Annotated in this window: 21 protein-coding genes and 1 pseudogene; 3 read left to right on the forward strand and 19 right to left on the reverse strand. The window is 53.4% G+C overall.

The features are described from left to right. Positions 1–21: 21 nt before the first annotated feature. Genes O9K67_RS17715 through yiaK form a run of 4 tightly spaced genes read right to left on the reverse strand, consistent with a single transcriptional unit; the run spans position 22 to position 3,830 of the window. On the reverse strand, positions 22–1,341 hold the full coding sequence (locus tag O9K67_RS17715; RefSeq protein ID WP_061494401.1) for an MFS transporter: 1,320 nt from the start codon (positions 1,339–1,341) through the stop codon (positions 22–24). A gap of 52 nt (positions 1,342–1,393) precedes the next feature. Continuing rightward, positions 1,394–2,329, reverse strand: a complete 936-nt coding sequence (locus O9K67_RS17720; RefSeq protein WP_061494400.1) for a DUF4862 family protein — start codon at positions 2,327–2,329, stop codon at positions 1,394–1,396. 24 nt (positions 2,330–2,353) lie between these two features. Beyond that, positions 2,354–2,821: a YhcH/YjgK/YiaL family protein gene (locus tag O9K67_RS17725; RefSeq protein WP_061494399.1), complete on the reverse strand. Its 468-nt coding sequence runs from the start codon at positions 2,819–2,821 to the stop codon at positions 2,354–2,356. Between the two features lie 10 nt (positions 2,822–2,831). After that, entirely contained in the window at positions 2,832–3,830 is a 999-nt protein-coding gene (gene yiaK, locus O9K67_RS17730; RefSeq protein WP_061494398.1) for a 3-dehydro-L-gulonate 2-dehydrogenase, read from the reverse strand. A 246-nt stretch (positions 3,831–4,076) separates the two neighbouring features. On the opposite strand from yiaK, the gene O9K67_RS17735 reads away from it, so the two are divergent. Beyond that, positions 4,077–4,871, forward strand: coding sequence for an IclR family transcriptional regulator (locus O9K67_RS17735; RefSeq protein WP_061494397.1), 795 nt, complete (start codon positions 4,077–4,079; stop codon positions 4,869–4,871). Between the two features lie 12 nt (positions 4,872–4,883). Here O9K67_RS17735 and O9K67_RS17740 read toward each other — a convergent pair whose 3' ends face one another. The 15 genes and pseudogenes from O9K67_RS17740 to O9K67_RS17810 all read right to left on the reverse strand — a co-directional run bounded on the left by O9K67_RS17740 (position 4,884) and on the right by O9K67_RS17810 (position 13,735). Continuing rightward, complete coding sequence (locus O9K67_RS17740) at positions 4,884–5,630, reverse strand: IucA/IucC family C-terminal-domain containing protein (RefSeq protein WP_061494396.1); 747 nt, start codon at positions 5,628–5,630, stop codon at positions 4,884–4,886. Then, positions 5,617–6,021: pseudogene (locus O9K67_RS17745) on the reverse strand (ABC transporter ATP-binding protein); the annotation flags it as partial. The gene O9K67_RS17740 and the pseudogene O9K67_RS17745, both read right to left, overlap by 14 nt. A 165-nt stretch (positions 6,022–6,186) precedes the next feature. Then, positions 6,187–6,576 carry a Mor transcription activator family protein gene (locus O9K67_RS17750; RefSeq protein WP_061494395.1) on the reverse strand — a complete coding sequence of 130 codons (390 nt, stop codon included), beginning with the start codon at positions 6,574–6,576 and terminating at the stop codon, positions 6,187–6,189. Next, the gene (locus O9K67_RS17755; protein WP_061494394.1) at positions 6,573–7,001 is read right to left on the reverse strand and encodes a gp16 family protein; all 429 of its coding nucleotides are present in this window, start codon (positions 6,999–7,001) and stop codon (positions 6,573–6,575) included. The genes O9K67_RS17750 and O9K67_RS17755 overlap by 4 nt, the downstream gene beginning before the upstream one ends. Next, positions 6,991–7,206, reverse strand: a complete 216-nt coding sequence (locus O9K67_RS17760; RefSeq protein WP_061494393.1) for a hypothetical protein — start codon at positions 7,204–7,206, stop codon at positions 6,991–6,993. The genes O9K67_RS17755 and O9K67_RS17760 overlap by 11 nt, the downstream gene beginning before the upstream one ends. Next, positions 7,203–7,892 carry a DUF2786 domain-containing protein gene (locus O9K67_RS17765; RefSeq protein WP_061494392.1) on the reverse strand — a complete coding sequence of 230 codons (690 nt, stop codon included), beginning with the start codon at positions 7,890–7,892 and terminating at the stop codon, positions 7,203–7,205. Before O9K67_RS17765 ends, O9K67_RS17760 begins: the two co-directional genes overlap by 4 nt. Next, positions 7,879–8,175 (reverse strand): nucleoside triphosphate pyrophosphohydrolase family protein, encoded by a 297-nt coding sequence (locus tag O9K67_RS17770; RefSeq protein WP_061494391.1) that lies wholly within the window; start codon positions 8,173–8,175, stop codon positions 7,879–7,881. The genes O9K67_RS17765 and O9K67_RS17770 overlap by 14 nt, the downstream gene beginning before the upstream one ends. Further along, a complete protein-coding gene (locus tag O9K67_RS17775) occupies positions 8,172–8,360 on the reverse strand; it encodes a hypothetical protein (RefSeq protein WP_032639427.1) in 189 nt (62 codons plus the stop codon). The genes O9K67_RS17770 and O9K67_RS17775 overlap by 4 nt, the downstream gene beginning before the upstream one ends. A 79-nt stretch (positions 8,361–8,439) precedes the next feature. Continuing rightward, a complete protein-coding gene (locus O9K67_RS17780; protein WP_061494390.1) occupies positions 8,440–9,051 on the reverse strand; it encodes a DUF3164 family protein in 612 nt (203 codons plus the stop codon). A gap of 17 nt (positions 9,052–9,068) precedes the next feature. Then, the gene (locus O9K67_RS17785) at positions 9,069–9,338 is read right to left on the reverse strand and encodes a hypothetical protein (protein ID WP_023214064.1); all 270 of its coding nucleotides are present in this window, start codon (positions 9,336–9,338) and stop codon (positions 9,069–9,071) included. A gap of 2 nt (positions 9,339–9,340) precedes the next feature. Next, positions 9,341–10,507, reverse strand: a complete 1,167-nt coding sequence (locus O9K67_RS17790; RefSeq protein WP_011410679.1) for an ExeA family protein — start codon at positions 10,505–10,507, stop codon at positions 9,341–9,343. Between the two features lie 10 nt (positions 10,508–10,517). Next, complete coding sequence (locus O9K67_RS17795) at positions 10,518–12,287, reverse strand: DDE-type integrase/transposase/recombinase (protein WP_271044609.1); 1,770 nt, start codon at positions 12,285–12,287, stop codon at positions 10,518–10,520. A gap of 3 nt (positions 12,288–12,290) precedes the next feature. Further along, positions 12,291–13,199, reverse strand: coding sequence for a DUF3102 domain-containing protein (locus O9K67_RS17800; protein WP_061494389.1), 909 nt, complete (start codon positions 13,197–13,199; stop codon positions 12,291–12,293). 9 nt (positions 13,200–13,208) lie between these two features. Continuing rightward, a complete protein-coding gene (locus O9K67_RS17805; protein WP_061494388.1) occupies positions 13,209–13,514 on the reverse strand; it encodes a helix-turn-helix domain-containing protein in 306 nt (101 codons plus the stop codon). Next, entirely contained in the window at positions 13,511–13,735 is a 225-nt protein-coding gene (locus O9K67_RS17810) for a hypothetical protein (RefSeq protein ID WP_001041677.1), read from the reverse strand. The genes O9K67_RS17805 and O9K67_RS17810 overlap by 4 nt, the downstream gene beginning before the upstream one ends. Before the next feature lie 88 nt (positions 13,736–13,823). On the opposite strand from O9K67_RS17810, the gene O9K67_RS17815 reads away from it, so the two are divergent. Then, entirely contained in the window at positions 13,824–14,231 is a 408-nt protein-coding gene (locus O9K67_RS17815) for a helix-turn-helix domain-containing protein (RefSeq protein ID WP_061494387.1), read from the forward strand. A 70-nt stretch (positions 14,232–14,301) separates the two neighbouring features. Further along, positions 14,302–15,309 (forward strand): nucleoid-associated protein, encoded by a 1,008-nt coding sequence (locus O9K67_RS17820; protein WP_061494386.1) that lies wholly within the window; start codon positions 14,302–14,304, stop codon positions 15,307–15,309. Positions 15,310–15,311: the final 2 nt, after the last annotated feature.

Here is a 15,311-nt window from a genome sequence, read left to right on the forward strand (position 1 = left end):
CCCGTACCGCCGGGCAGGTTGTCAGGCTTCGCGTTTACGGGTGCTGACCGGGCTGACAGAGACGTTTCCCGCGTCGCACTTCGCCGGGAGCAACAGCGCCATCAGCGCCGCCAGCGCCAGTGAAATGGCAAGGCAATACACCCCGGCATCTTTGCTGTAGAGGTTGATCAGCACACCTACGGCATAGGGGCCGCAGAAACCACCGAGGTTGCCCAGCGCGTTAATCACCCCACGTGCCCCGCCCGCCATCTCTGCACTGAACAGACGTGCCGGAATGGTCCAGAACACACCCGCTGCCGATTGCAGAAAGAAACCGCACCCCACCAGCGCCGCATATGACAGCCAGATGCTCTCTTTCAGCGCCACGGAGAGGAACATGCACAGCGCAAAGCCCAGTAGCGGGACAGAAACGAACAGTTTGCGTTTACCGGTACGATCAGAAAGGGACGAGAAGAGGAACATCCCGGCAATGGCCCCGATGTACGGCAGGATGGCGAGCATGCCCACCTGCCCCATGGTGCTGTGGGTTAACTCTTTCAGAATGGTCGGCAACCACAGGGTGTAACCGTAAATCCCGGTCTGATAGAAGAAGTTGAGGGCGATCAGTTGCCACATGGTTCTGTCGGACAGCACGGCGCTCAACGAGGCGTTTTTCACCTCTTTGCCAGCAATTGCGCGTTGCTCAGCGGCCAGTGTCTCCACCAGATATTTTTTCTCTGCTTCGGTGATCCAGCGGGCTTCCTGCGGACGGTCATAAATCGTCAGTGCCCACAGCACCAGCACCACCAGTGAGAGCAGACCTTCAATAATAAACAGCCAGCGCCAGTCCAGCGCGGTGATGATCCAGCCGGAAAGCGGCGCGGTTACAATACCGGCAATCGGCACAAACATGATCACAATGGCATTGGCACGCCCGCGTTCCGCATCCGGAAACCAGTTACTGATCATCGTCAGCACCACCGGCAACATACCGCCTTCCGCTACACCAAGTAGGAAGCGCAGCGCCAGCAGTTGATACTGATGGGTAACAATACCGGTCAGGACGGAGATCACCGCCCAGGCCACCAGCGACCAGCCAATGAATTTTTTGCCACTGCCGTGAACGGCGATTTTGCCGCCCGGCACCTGCAAAAACAGATAACCAATAAAGAAAATGCCTCCGGCGAGGCCAGCCATGGATGCAGAAATTCCTAATTCCTGATCCATCCCGCCGGGCATGGCAAACGCGATATTCACGCGGTCCATGTACGAAATAATACAAGCGATAAGAATAGGAGGAATTATTCTTAACCAGCGCTGGCGCGGAATATCCGCAGATGTAGAGTAAGAGGACGTATTCATAATTAGCATCTCGTTAAAAGTAACTGGTATGCGATGTCAGATATTTTTGTATTTATTGTCTGGCTTTCTGTAAGGCGTTAATGCCGTCGCGTAATATATTGACGCGATGTTCCACACTGGCGTTGGCATCAATTTCCAGTAATTTAATACCGGTAAAGGACAAACTTTCTGGCGCAGCGACCTGATATAAGGCTTTGGCACTGTCGACAGTTAATAAACTCTCCGGGCAGAACGGCGCGAACGGTGCGTGCAGATCCTGCCACTCCCCGTACGGGCCGTTTTCCGTGGTGCCGGAAAACATCAGCCCACGCAGTTTTCCTGCTTGTTGCGCCTGACGGGTATGGGCCAGCGGTAGCGTGGTGTTGCGCCCTTCAATGGCGGAACGCGCCCAGTTAATGCACACACCGATGTCATAACCCGCCAGCGTCTCCAGCACGTTCTCCAGCGGTAAAAACCCTTTGCGCGGCGCAGTGGCATTCATGGCATCACAGTGTTCCAGTACCAGTTCGCACGTCCAGTCCCAACGGGCTATCTCCTTGATAGAGCGGGCAAACGCCTCGGTGGCCTGTTCCACGCTGGCACTGCCCGCCAAAGGCGCGGCCTGCATTTCCAGCGCGACAACTTTGCCGGGGACACGGGCATTCAGCGCAGCGATCTTGTCATGCACATGACGGTAATACGCCACGCAGGCGCGGCGCTGCGCTTCATCACTGGAGGCGAGTCCAAAACCGCGATTGCCACCGCCGCGGCGGCGCATGGTTTCCATCACCGCGGTGACAACAATGTGCCACTCACCCGGTGTATGCGTTAACAACCAATCGTCACCAAGCGGGTGCAGTTCTTCCAGGCACGGTTGCTCCAGCCCGGCAATGTGCGGGGTATCCGCCAGTTGCCGCCAGAAATCCCGTTCTTGTTGCTCCCCTTGTTGGTGAAAAGAAGGCGCGCAGGGATACGCGCCGATAATATACCCGGCGTTATGACGCTTCATATTTAGCTCCTGCTTATTCGCGAATTAATTCAACGCAGAAATAGCCACCTTAACGACAATTTTACGAATAGGCGTGGCGCGATATTTATTACAGGCGGGACGGTGTACATCCTGTGGAAAAAATATCGCGTAGCTGCCTGGTACCATTTCAAAAAAAGATTCGTTCTCGCTCGCCTGGTAAAAAATAATATCGCGCTGATTCAACAAGTTTTCCGCAATAACATTATTACCGGTGTCGATGGCTATGCCGATCTCTTCTTCACCCCATGCCATAAACTGGATATCCAGATACTGGCGGTGCACTTCCGGTTTTTGCTCCTCGCGGGGCCGGGTGGTGAGATCGAGGATCTGCGCAAAAATGGTACGCCCTTCGATTTCGACCACGCCAGGCTCCAGCGTGCGGAAATCCGTGGTGCGCAGGAAATCGAGCGCTTTTTCAATCGCGGCCGGTAAACGGCAGGGATTGGGCTGTGAAATATGGCCGAATAGCATTGTTCGCTCCTTACAGCGCCTGGATCTTCGCCCATACGCTGTCATCAACGGTAATACCGTTGCGACGGTTTTCTTCCAGCAGGCGCGTAAATTCATGGCCTGGCAGACGGACAGGTGCGTTTTCATCCGCACGTTCCGCGCTGGTGATGTAATCCATAATGCGTTGCAGCTTGGCGTCGCGGCTTGCGCCATCGATCAGCTTATCAACTTCGATGGCGATAAATACCTGCGAAATGCCGTATTCATCGCTGTTCTCTTCGGTGACTTCAGCAACTGAGGCCCCGTCCGACAGCAGGGTGGCGATCATGTCCAGCACGATGGATAGACCGGAACCTTTCCAGTAGCCCATCGGCAGAATGCGGCGGTTTTTCTCAATCACGCCGGGTTCTTTCGTTAACTTACCGTCATCGTCAAAACCGCCATCTACCGGCAGTTCGCGTCCGGCCAGGCGATTTACTTCCAGCATGCCGTAGGAGAACATCGACATCGACATATCCACCATGGTGATTGGCGTAGAGGGGATCGCCACAATCAGCGGGTTGGTGCCAATACGGCACTCTTTTGCCCCCCACGGTGGCATCACGGCGATGGAGTTGGTCCAGCAAATGCCGATATAGCCCTTCTCCGCCGCCTGCCAGCCATAGCTGCCGCCGCGCATCCAGTGGTTGGCGTTACGCACTGCTACCAGACCAATACCGTGATCGGATGCCAGTTCAATCGCGCGATCCATCATCTTCTTCGCCGTTAAGTTGCCAATCGAACGCTGCGCGTCCCACTGCTCAATCGCGCCAAGGTTCGCAATGCGCTTCGCCTGCGCGTCCGGAATGATGTCACCGGCATCCAGTTGCTGAATGAAACGCGGAAAGCGATTCACGCCGTGTGAATAGACACCCGACTCAGTGGTACGGGCAAACATCTCCGCGCAGGCATCGGCAGTCTCTTCACGCACATTGCGGGAACGCAAAACGCGTTTGAAGGATTGCTTAAGCTCTTCGAAGGTAACCTTCATCTTTTTCTCCTGGTTGCATCACACTTCTGTGCTGTTTTTTATACCCCTTAATTTCAAAATACGAAATACCATTCCACATAACAAAACACAGATGTGTGATCCACGCTTCACTTTAAATTTCTAAATTGATTATTATCAAAGACTTATAAACATGATCTGATTTTGTGTGGCCCGTTCCATTTTGCGCTAGTATTGAGGCTGGCAAAATTAACGGGTCCAAAAGCGGCAGGAAGCGAGAACGCATCAATGCAAGACGAAAAAGAGAAACCGGCGGGCAGTCAAAGCCTGTTCCGCGGATTACAACTGCTGGATATTCTGAGTAACTACCCGAATGGCTGTCCCTTAGCCCATCTGTCCGAACTGGCGCAGTTGAATAAAAGCACTGTCCACCGTTTGTTACAGGGGCTGCAATCGTGCGGTTATGTCAAACCGGCACCCGCAGCAGGGAGCTACCGGCTGACCACCAAATGTATCGCCATCGGGCAAAAAGCGTTGTCTTCGCTGAATATTATTCACGTGGCCGCCCCCCATCTTGAAGCCCTCAATCTGGCGATCGGGGAAACCATCAATTTTTCCACACGCGAAGATGACCACGCGATTTTAATTTATAAATTAGAACCCACTACCGGCATGTTAAGAACGCGGGCCTATATTGGGCAGCATCAGGAGTTATATTGCTCCGCAATGGGCAAAATATATATGGCTTTCGGTCAGCCGGAATATGTTGAGCAATACTGGAAAAGCCATCGCGAACATATTAAACCGCTCACCCGTTACACCATTGATAAGCTCGATGTGATGCAACAGGAGTTGAAAGAGATCCGCGCACAGAAATGGGCAAAAGACCGAGAAGAGAATGAGTTAGGCGTCTCCTGCCTGGCGGTTCCGGTGTTCGACATTTATGGTCGGGTGCCTTATGCCGTATCTATTTCGTTATCCACTTCACGCCTTGAATTATTAGGCGAAACGCGTCTGCTTGAGGCGCTACAAAATACCGCCAAAGAAATTTCACGGGAATTAGGTTACGAAGCCGACGTGTAAAACAGGTGCCCGTTAGCTTTTTTTTAGCAGCGGGCAGTTATGACAATACTCCACCGGTTGTGATGCCTTGTAATAAAAACAGCAGGTGCGACGAAAACGCACCTGCTGCCCTGCCGCATTGTTTTGCAACGGTCGACGAAAGCGTTTTAACGGGTTCCACGCCAGCCCAAACCGTTCCGGCTCAGCCTGTTCCAGCAGCCAGTGGAAATCCGCCTGCCGACGCTGTTCCTGCACCGCATCCAGCGTCTCCATACGCCCCTGGTACAGCGAATAGACCCGCACGGCAGTGTTTTCCCACAAGATAGCCTCCGGCACACCGCTTACCCGCGCCAGGCTTTGCCACAGTGGCGCAAAATAGCCCTTAAACAACGTGCTGACTATCTCCGCACGCCAGCTCTCACGTTCCCCAGAGAAGGCCAGCGTGGTCGTAAAATCCGTAGGTAATGAAGAGCGCCACATCCCCTTATCGTGCGCATACTCCAGTCGACTGTCGGTTAACGACAATAGCAGACCTTTATCAAACACCGTCATGGCATACAGCACATTGCCGGAGGCGAGAAACGCCAGCCGTTTGGCAAGCAACGACGCGGCGATCGCCAGATCCGGCGCGCCCAGAAGCATCATCACCCGTTGCAACACTGCGCGGCAGGTATCGTCATCCAGCATGGCGGACGCGGGCACGCTGCGTTCATCTGCCTGCGCCTGACTGCACAGACGAAACGTGTTTTGCAGCCAGGCGTACTCTTCAGGACTCAGCATGCAACTCACCGGGAAAAGGGATACACAGCGGTGTGTGGAAAAAGGGATCGTCGATGATGCGGCAACGCAGGTTAAACACATCCTGCACCAGTGTTTCACTCATGATCTGCTGCGGCGCGCCCTGCGCATAGACGCGCCCGTCATGCACTGCCACCAGATGGTCAGCATAGCGGCAGGCCAGATTGAGATCGTGCAGCACCATCACAATGGTTTTTTCCTGCTGGCGATTGAGCATGCGTAACAGTTCAAGGATCTCAATCTGATGCGCCAGGTCGAGATAGGTCGTGGGTTCGTCTAATAACAACGTACCGGTGCCTTGCGCCAGCGTCATGGCGATCCACACGCGCTGTCGCTGCCCACCGGAGAGCGCATCTACCGGACGGTGCTGTAAAGCTGATTAGACTTGAGATAAATGACAGGGAATAAGTGAGATAATTATGGGAAGAACTGGGTCAACATGGGAAGAAACTGGATGGAATATGCAATAACCTTACAGTATGTGAAAATCAGACCGGCCCGAAAAAAAACAGAACTCGCACCAGCCTGATTGCAGATGTTACTCCTTTTTCCCCGTATCGGCATCGGGTTCACCATCAAACAGTTTGCCCTGCATCCGATCCAGTTCTTCTTTTCTGACCCGCTTCACCACGCTGTAAACCCACTGTAGCGAAACACCGTATTTGCGGGCCAGTTCGTGATGGTTGCGTCCGTCAAACTCCAGGAAGATTTCCCGGTCGCGCTGGCTGACCTTCCAGACCATGCCCATCGGAAAATAGACGTTTTGCCCACCCCAGACCTGCATCATGCGGTTCGCGACGGCCTGACCAATCTGGTCGGCAACTGCGGGTTCGATATCAATAATCTCGCGGACGGTCTCAGAGGTATGCTGTGCCAGTTCCACCAACAGTTCCGGCCCTTTACTACGAAACTGATTCAGGTCGCTCATTGCTTCACCCCCGCAGCTCTTCGCTGCCACTTCTTCAGTTTCTCAATCACGCTACTCGCCTGCTCATTGCTGAGCCAGCGTAACGCGCTGATGCCTGTTTCCCGTTTAACCCACAGCGCCAGCGCCTGCTCTGAACTGTCTCGGACGGTACCCGCCGCTGCCATTTCAAGCCAAAGCGCACGGATTTTCTTTGACTGGGGATGGTTATCCAGCGGTAAGCCGGACCTGGCTTTTCCGGCAGGCTTAACGCGAAAACCTTTCTTTTTCATAGATTCCAGAACACGGTTTAGCTGTGGGGTATCCATCCCTTTGGTTGAGGCATTGCCGGTCAGCCCCTGTAGCATCTGGCGGTAGGTGTCCTCATCCATCTGGAGGTCATTGCGGGCAATATGGATGAGTTGAATAAGACGCTGCTTAGTCATCATCGTCGCTCCTTTTACCTGCGCCACCGATATAATCGACATATAAAGGAAGCGCAACAGGCCAGCACATGAACATAACGGCCCAACTGATCCAGTGTCCGGCACCGCTGTAACGTGAGTAAAAACCTGAGCGGCGGTGCAGTTCAGCAGTACACCACCCCACGAGACCATACCAGAACAGGGCACATATAATAGATTCAGCCATCATAAACCACTCCCCAGCTTCCGCTGTTCCTGCCCGCTGACAGGCTGATGCAGGCGGACGTTTTCCCCTTCTCTGTAACCGATGTGGCGGGACATGTCCGCGTCACGGGATTTACCGGCTTTGCGGCCAGATGTTGTTCCTGAATCAGGATATTTTTGTTCAAGCCAGAGGCTTGCCAGCTCACGTTCTTCGCGGGACATAGCAAATAAATGAACCTCGCTGCGCACGGCCAGAACCCAGCCTTCGGCAAATTTGTCACCACGGCTGGTCTTGGTCGTGTTTTTGATCCTTTTATTCTGCTGCCGAATATAGTTTTTACGGGCCATGATTAACTGTCTGGCCAGTACCTCCCATGTATAGGAGGCCAGTTCAACCCGGTCTTTATTACCGTAAAAGCCAACGCTGGGTTTAAAGCCGGAGTGAATAATAGACTTAACGCCAAATGCTACCTGGATAATATCCAGCAGACCCAGCATATAACGCGGCGGATTAACGCTACCTGCAGCCCAGTAGTGACTGACGCTTTCATCAATATCACTGAGTGCGAGTTCAGCCTGGGTGATGTTATAGGCCTGCATCAGTTTCTGGGCGCGTTGCAGGGCCAATGCCGCTTCATGGGGATTATCGGATTTAGCCAGCGCCAGCAGCTTTTTTAACTTCTCCAGCAGCTTTTCATTATTCTGCGGCATAAGTCACCCCCAGGCGTTCGGCAAGACGTTCCAGCTTTTTCTGCTTATGAAAGTCAATCATCAGGCCCATCCCGTTGAGGCGGAACTGTTCAATCATAATTTCAACGTCAGCCAGTTCAGCAGCCAGATCAACTTCATTGCCCAGTCCGTTCATGTTGCGGGCGGCAGCAGCGGCCAGTTCGGCGGCTTCTTCCATCAGCTTCAGCGCCTGTGCTTCAGGGCCAAAGGTTTTCAGGGCCAGATTGTAGATCGTCGAACGGTTATATAATTTCATGCCTTTCATTTTGTTGCCTCGCAGGGGATGAACTCCATGGCCGGGACTTCGGTGTAGTAATGCTGGCTGCAGTGAGGGCATACCAGCGTGATGAGGACGGCTGGCACATGGTATTTGCCAGAGGTAATGACGCTGGCGTCGCTGAACTTCAGGGTGGTGATACCTTTCTTACAGTTGGAACATTTGATGGACATAATTTATTCCTTAATGCTGTTTTCGGCGTGCAGAAGCCCACGGCACTGACGCCGAAATAAAAAAGAAATTGAATTAAAATTAAATGGCAGCGATATCTAACGGAATATTAATTAGCTTCCCGTGTTTATCTTTCTCCCGGAAATTAATATAGGTTTTGGACATGGCCACCTGCAGTGATTCCGATATGGCCTCCATTGCCCGGTTCCAGCGCTCGTCCTGAATCTTGACGCGGCGCAGGGAAAGAATACGCCCGGTATTAAGCTGGCCCTCTTTGTCCACCTGAAAAGCATCGCTGATGATGGCCCGCAGGTTGGCGTTCGCGCCTTCCGACCACTCGGTGACGCACTCGTCTATCAGGTTTTTGGCAATCTGCAGCTCTGGCCCGAAGGTCAGGGTTTCCTGCACGCGGATGGTGATCTGCTGAGCACCGTCGAAGCTGCTGAAGGTCACGTTGCCTTTGGCCCCGCCACGCGTTCTGCCGTACTTCTCGGCCACAAGGTCAAGCCAGGCATAGCACTCGTCAAAGGCACGCCGCTTGAAGTCGCTGAGTTCATTGCGTTTAACTTTCGCGGCGGCAACCTGTTCTTTAACGAAAGAATCCATCGCGAGGTCATAGTCAGACACCTGGTCAACCGGCACCAGACGCCCCTTGCGGTCTTTCATGTAGTCTTCTTTATTTACTTCGCTCATCTCTGTTCACCTTATGGTTAATGTAATGACTCTGACCAGGTAATACGGCAGCCATGCAACTCAAAGACGCCCTGACGAAAGCGCCCTGAGCCGTCATGGCCAACATGGGTATAACTCGCTTTGCCCTGCTCCAGCAGGCGGGCACAATGCCCGTTGCGGGCGATACGGATAACCGGCTTACTGCCCGCAATCATGACGCTCTGCACGGTGGTGTTCATGGCGTTGAGCGCCATAATGGCGGACTGCACCTTGCTCATCTGCTGGTTGATATCGGCGATGGATTTCATGATTAAACCCCTTTGACGACGTCGGCGTTGACCTGCGGAACCCCGATTTCAGCAGCCAGATTCATGGCGGCTATCACCAGGTTACTGACGGCCAGCGGATACAGCAGGCTGACCATGCTTTTACGGCTACTGCCCAGATTGCTCAGACGGGCGCGGATGGCTTCCACTGCGCTGGCGTCCATGATGTCGGCCAGCTGCTTACCGGCACGTTGCAGTTTGAACGTCAGAAACTCTTCGAGGCTGTTGTCCAGCGGCAGCAGTTCAACCACCTCGCAGCGCTGGACGACCTCACGGACTTCCATGTTGCGTTCGGACAGTTTGTCCGCCAGTTCAGGCTGGCCAATCAGCACGATGGACAGCAGTTTTTTGAAGCCGGACTCCAGTTCGAAGAAGCGTTTAAGGTGCTTCAGCGTCGGAATGGGAAGGCTGTGGGCCTCCTCAATCACCAGAACGTGGCTGAAACCCGCCTGACTGCTGTCCTTCAGGACGCGGTGCAACTGGCGGAAGCGGGCGTCCTGGCTGCGTTTGATACTCTCCAGCGGCGCGATGGTGCTGATGATGGCCTCGGCGATAGCTGCCGCCTTCAGGGTTTTGCCCTTCACGTCGTTGTCTTCCATGGCGATAATGTATGGCTCGATTACAATCACCGGCGCGTTCTCGCGGTTGACGCGTTCAATCAGGTCGCGGCGCAGCGTGGATTTACCCGCACCGGACTCGCCGATAACCGCCAGAAAGCCACCATGGCGGGCGGTCTGGAACAGCGCCTCACGCACGTAGCGGATATCCGGCGTGGTGAACACATCGTCTGCGCCCTGCATGGCTTCATCGGCGAACGGATCACGGAAAAGGCCAAACGCTTTTTTGGTTGCTGGAAATAACACCTGCTTTTTGAGTAACATGTTCTCTTCCTCACTGAGGTTGGTTTTATCGGTAGTACCCGCTGTACGGGGCGTGACAGCGCCCTGTGCAGCATCAAAACTTTTCGCTGTATCAATCCCCTTACTTTCCAGATACAACGCCAGACGCTGGCGTACCTCTTCGGGGCTGGTGCGTGGCCACTCGTTATGGTTCACAATCTGGGCCAGCGTGGCCTCGGAAACGGCGACGGCTCTTGCCACCACCGCCTGCGGGATGCGGGCCTCTTTCAGTTGTTGCTTCAGTACCAGCATGCCTTCCTCCTCAGTTACCGTTAACGATGCTGATAACGCTGTTGCGGGCCGGAGTGGTCAGGGTAACCATCACCTCATCCAGCGCGGCTTCAGGTACGCCATCCGGGTACTGCGCCGTTAACTGGCGGTAATGTTCCGGCGTCCAGATATGGCCGTTAGCGCCAAACTTCTCGCGCAGGGCTTTCGCCGCCTCCACATGGGTCAGCGGAAGCTGCTCAATACGCGGCCCGCGCACGTCTGAAGCCTGACCGCGCTTCGGCATATAGGCCGGAAGCGTGGTGTCGTCGATATGTTTGTACGGGTCAAGTCGCCCGCCGAACGGCAGCGCCTTCGCCTTGCGTGCAGCAGCTGCATCGGCGGCGTTATCGGTGCCCGTAACCAGCTCTTCGATTTCTTTTGCAGCCGTCTGCGCCGGGGTCTCCGGCAGGGCTTTGTAGTTTTCGCCAAATACCGCCGCGCTTTCGGCAAAGCCGAACTCGTTCTTCCTGACCTCCTCGACCAGGAAGAACGTCTCGTGACCGTCCTCACCGGTCAGCACCACCTGCGCCACATCGCTGCGCCACGGGTTACGGGTAATCATCAGTTTTTCGCCGACCAGTACGCCCGGTACCGTCGAAACGTCAAACTCATTGCCCCGGAACGAGACGCGCAGTTTTGGTGTGACCTTACGGAGTTCCGGTGCGGCCACCGCCTGTTCGCGGCAAACCTCAACGGATGGCGCTTTTTTCAGCTGGTCAGCAGTAATCTTCAGCCAGATATCCGTGCGGGTTTTACCGTGGCGGCTGTGGACCGCCGTGGCGTTAAAGTGGCTGCGCCATTTCACCGCCAGCGCGTTCAGTTCGTCCAGGCTATGAACCGGCTGGAATTTGAGACCCGGCTCCAGTTTGCGTTCGATAATGTCACGGGCCTTTTCCACCTGCCCGGTGGCGCGGGCGTTATGCGGCTTGTGCGCTATCAGATTGATGCCCAGCGAGCGGCACATGTTTTTCGTCATGCCAGCGGTGTTCGCCGAACCGGGATCAAGGTAGAGTATTTTCGGCACGCCGTGCAGCACGTCAGCGCCGCCGCGTTCCTGCATGGCGTTGATAAGAACAGAACAGAGGTTCTCACCGGACTCCGCGCCCATCACGTACTCAACGTAAATCCAGCCGCTGGTATGGTCGGTAATCTCGTAACTCCACACGCGGTCACTGGCGATGCGGGCGATGTTGGCAGGCTTGTTCTTGTAGAACTTCGCGCTGTCCATCACCTGCAGCCCTTTATGGCCGTTGCTCAGGTAGTAAAGCGTACAAAGTGAGGCATCAATCTCCCAGACGTGGTTGGGATGCAGGCTGGCCATCTCGGATGAAGGGGCCGGTGCGTCAAGCTGTTCCGGGTGCAGGCCATAGTTACGCAGGGCGCGGCTAATGGTGTCCTCGGACAGCGGGAAAAACTCGCCTGTGGCCTCGTCCGTTCTGCCTGCGGTGATAAAGCCGTTTGAACGCAGGGTCTCCACCGCATCCGCGATGGAATACAGGCGCTTACCGTTCTTACGAGTGGCCTCGCGTAGCGTGGCAGATATCAGCGCGGCTTCGTCGCGGCTCAGGGCACTGCGCCCGGCATCGGCGCGTTTTTTACGTTTGTCAGTCACTGATACCTCCTTCAGCTTGCGCAGCAGGGTGGCGCGGGACATGCCCAGTTCGGCGCAGGCGGCATCATATATCGCACCACGCTTACCATGCCCCGCGTCACGTGCCGCGCGGGCAACATAAACCAGTCGTTCAGTCAGGGCGGCACTCATGGGTTATGCCTCCTGCCCGTTAATCTCTGGCGTCGGGTCAGTCAGCCATGAAGGGGCTGCGTTGCCTGTCGGCTCGTCCGGCAGGTCAAATGTGGAGCGCAGGCTACGCGCGGTGCTTTCCAGCTGGCAGACCAGACCGGCCATAAAGTCTCTGGGGGTATCAATCATATTTTCAGCACAGTATGCGCACAGGGTTTCAAAGGCGCTGGACAGTCGAACGGCGATGGCAGATTCCGCCTCAACCGCTAACGCTGTAACTTCCGCACGCAGCTTCTTCACTTCTTCGTCAGGCTTGGGTGGCTGAATACGGGATTTCTTCTCCAGTTTGGTGGATAGAGAGTCGATTTTTTCGTTTTTGTCAGCGAGTACGCGCTGTTGTGCCGCATTGGTCTCGCGGGCTTCGCGTAGGGCTGCCTTCAGTTCGCGGCTGGTCATGCGATCAATATCATCGAGATTCATACCAGCAATCGTGCCGCCATCGGCTAATTCGACTAGGTCTTCGTCATCTTCCGTCATCAATTCAAACAGCTTTGTTTTACCCAAAAGCGCAAGCGCTTGCGCTTTTGGTTCAAGCTTGGGAGACAAGTATTTAAGTGATGCCTGCATCATCACCTGCGCGGTACGTTTGGACAGGGATAATTGAGACTCGACGATGTCGATGAAGTCACCATGCGGTTCATTTTCTTTGAGAATTACCAGTCGCTTACCCGCCTCCAGCATGGCTTCAGCACTCTGAGCCATGTAAAAACGTGTTTCATGGACAATTCGATCACGTTCATACGGCAGCCCATCACCAAACTGCTTCATGATTTCGAGGCGATGTTCGGACATAGCATTAAGATTGACACTGAGACCATCGGTCAGCGGTGCATCTTCCACTAATTCAACTGGTTGTGATTTTGTGCGTCCCATTTCAACTCCTTAGCGACTACCAGCCATAACACGCTGGTTAATTTCATTGATACGATCCTGTGCCCGCGCCATCTCGTTGCTATGAGCCATGGCGATTTGTAAGAGCTGGACTCCAGGGGCGAAACGTCCGTTATCCAGTTTCAGCGCCAGTCCTTCTTCTATAAGGGTATTGAGCGCCCGATTGATATTCGCCGGGGACTCGCCCAGAGCTGATGCCAGTTCACCGTTAGAAACACCGTTCAGAGCATGACCGCGTAAAGCCTTAAGGACACGCAAAATACGGGTACCTGAGCTTGATGTATTTGGTTTACTCATGACGCCTCCTTGAGGATGCCGGGGGTAACTTCTTTGCCTATTGCGACCGAAAGGTCTCGCAAAATCCGATAAGTCAAACGACCGCGTGGAAGTTCGCTTTTGCCTGCCCAGCGGCTGACAGCCTGGGTGACTGTTCGTGGCTCATAGCCCGCGTTAAGCGCAAACTGGCGCAGGCTACTGCCTCGTTCAACCAGCCGTGCCCGAACTTGTTGTTTGTTCATATGCACCGTGTTCCTGTTGGGTTATGATGTACTCTATTGGGTCTATTGTACGCACCCAAACGGGTATGTCAAATTGAGATATGTTCAAATGAGTATAAAAGAGAGATTGCGCGAAGCGATGGATACTAAGGGGTTGACGATTAAAGCATTGTCTGACCTGTCAAAAATTCCATATCGCTCACTTCAAAACTATCTGCGTGGTGAGAGAGAACCCAATGCGGAGGCTCTTGTTGCGTTAAGCACTCATTTGGGTATATCAATAGATTGGCTTCTTACTGGTAGAGAACAGATTCCATCTGAAGAAATTATCGCTGTGCCAACACAGCATCAATTCAGCCAGTCAGACCTTAAAATGCTTGAACTTCTAAACCAGTTAGATCCTGAGGTTCGGCGAGACCTCATGCGAGGCGCTGAAGAAAAACAGCGTGTGATTGAGATGGAAAAACAACTGAAGGAATTATCCGCAACGATTGAGCGGTTAAAAAATGTGGGTTAATGTGTTCCTAACGAGAACACACAGCAGTAAGTGTTTGCCATTTAACAATAAAAAATAAGGTGAATAGTCAATGTCTGAGCAGGCCATTGAAGTTAAACACGTCGTAGTCCACATTTTGGACAAGCAACAAAATGGAGACGCTTTTGAGAGATTGAGTCCTGAAGAAGGACTGGTTACTGAGGCCTCCCAGCGCCTTATAAACGATATCTGTGCAAAATACGCAGGACGCACAGGTAAAGGTTATGGCTATTTTGAAGGCGATACGGATAACTATCCGATGGAGCGAATGGCTGGGGATTTTCTGGAAGGTGTTGATGATTTCTACCAAAGTTCCTGCCGGATGATGCATCACCTGACGGAACGCTCACAGCGAGAAAACATGGCGACTGGTGGTTATGTTCTTTATGCAAACATCGTGATAGGACACAATGAACACCTGCTGATAGCTATTGTGAGTGCCACCATCGGGTCAACTGTCACTGATGATTTTAACATCCAGGACAGTACCTATCTTGATATCGCTAAGCTGCGCATGGCTGGGCGCATTGACTTAACCGCATGGAAAAGTGATGCAGAACGCTATATCAGTTTTCTTAAGGGACAAGGGAATGTTTCAAACTACTTTAAACAGTTCCTCGGCTGTAATGATGTTTTAATCGCCAAACGAGAGTCTGAAAAGTTACGTGACGTTTTAAAAGCATTTGCAGCAGAGAAAGAGCTTGACGGCGCTGAAAAAGACGCGTTTCTTAAGAGCGCGTTTGAACACTTACATGCGTTAAGTAAGGCTAATGAGCCACTTAGTCTGGAAACCTTTGTTAATGCCGTTTGGCCTCAGGCTCCAGAGGAGTTATCTGGTAAACTTGCTGCCGAAGAGCTGGAGTTATCGGATGGCTTTGTTCCTGATGGTCGCGTCATCCGCGCTTTGGTATCTTTTAAAGGCAAGTCCAAATACTGGGAGCTTAAGTTTGACCGGGAAGGGAAAACTGAAGGCTATATTGATTATGATCCGGCAACAAATATTATCACCCTACGTAATGTGCCTGATGAGTTCAGGGAAATGTGGATGACAGAGGTTTAATC

The sequence above is a fragment of the Kosakonia oryzendophytica genome, assembly GCF_027886705.1.
Taxonomy (GTDB): Bacteria; Pseudomonadota; Gammaproteobacteria; order Enterobacterales; family Enterobacteriaceae; genus Kosakonia; species Kosakonia oryzendophytica.